1 protein-coding gene is annotated in these 1,182 nt (G+C 56.2%); it reads right to left on the bottom strand.

Going from position 1 to position 1,182, the window contains the following annotated elements; translation table 11 throughout:
- Positions 1–3: 3 nt before the first annotated feature.
- On the bottom strand, positions 4–1,182 hold a 1,179-nt coding region (gene tuf / locus F3J39_RS18645; protein ID WP_071668694.1), incomplete at its 5' end, for an elongation factor Tu.

Here is a 1,182-nt window from a genome sequence, read left to right as displayed (position 1 = left end):
CAATTAAGCGATAACAGAAGCAACAACGCCCGCGCCAACGGTACGGCCGCCTTCGCGGATTGCGAAGCGCAGACCCTGGTCCATCGCGATTGGGTGGATCAGGGTAACAACCATCTTGATGTTGTCGCCCGGCATTACCATCTCAACGCCTTCTGGCAGCTCAACTGAACCGGTCACGTCAGTGGTACGGAAGTAGAACTGTGGACGGTAGCCTTTGAAGAACGGAGTATGACGGCCGCCTTCGTCTTTAGACAGAACGTAAACTTCTGACTCGAACTTGGTGTGTGGCTTGATTGAGCCCGGCTTCGCCAGAACCTGTCCACGCTGGATGTCTTCACGCTTGATACCGCGCAGCAGAACACCACAGTTCTCGCCCGCCTGACCCTGGTCCAGCAGCTTGCGGAACATCTCAACACCGGTACAGGTTGATTTCGCGGTATCTTTGATGCCCACGATTTCAACTTCGTCACCGACTTTAACGATGCCGCGCTCAACACGACCGGTAACAACGGTACCGCGGCCTGAGATTGAGAACACGTCTTCGATTGGCAGCAGGAACGGCAGGTCGATAGCACGAACCGGATCCGGGATGTAGCTGTCCAGGTAGCCCGCCAGCTCGATGATTTTGCCTTCCCACTCTGCGTCGCCTTCCAGCGCTTTCAGCGCTGAACCGCGTACGATTGGCGTGTCGTCGCCCGGGAAGTCGTACTGTGACAGCAGGTCACGTACTTCCATCTCAACCAGCTCCAGCAGCTCTTCATCATCAACCATGTCGCACTTGTTCAGGAACACGATGATGTAAGGAACGCCAACCTGACGACCCAGCAGGATGTGCTCACGGGTCTGTGGCATCGGGCCATCAGTCGCAGCAACAACCAGGATCGCGCCGTCCATCTGCGCAGCACCGGTGATCATGTTTTTCACGTAGTCGGCGTGTCCCGGGCAGTCAACGTGTGCATAGTGACGGCTTGCGGTTTCGTACTCTACGTGAGCGGTGTTGATGGTGATACCACGCGCTTTTTCTTCAGGGGTGCTGTCGATCTGGTCGAATGCACGCGCCTGGCCGCCGTTGGTTTTAGCCAGAACGGTGGTGATTGCTGCAGTCAGGGTGGTTTTACCGTGGTCAACGTGACCGATGGTGCCCACGTTTACGTGCAGTTTGTTACGCTGAAATTGCTCTTT

The sequence above is a fragment of the Pantoea sp. Acro-807 genome (genome assembly GCF_011752675.1).
GTDB classification, from domain to species: domain Bacteria; phylum Pseudomonadota; class Gammaproteobacteria; order Enterobacterales; family Enterobacteriaceae; genus Pantoea; species Pantoea eucrina.
The sequence above is the reverse complement of the archived record's forward strand: the minus strand, read 5'-3'. Positions and strand labels throughout refer to the sequence as shown.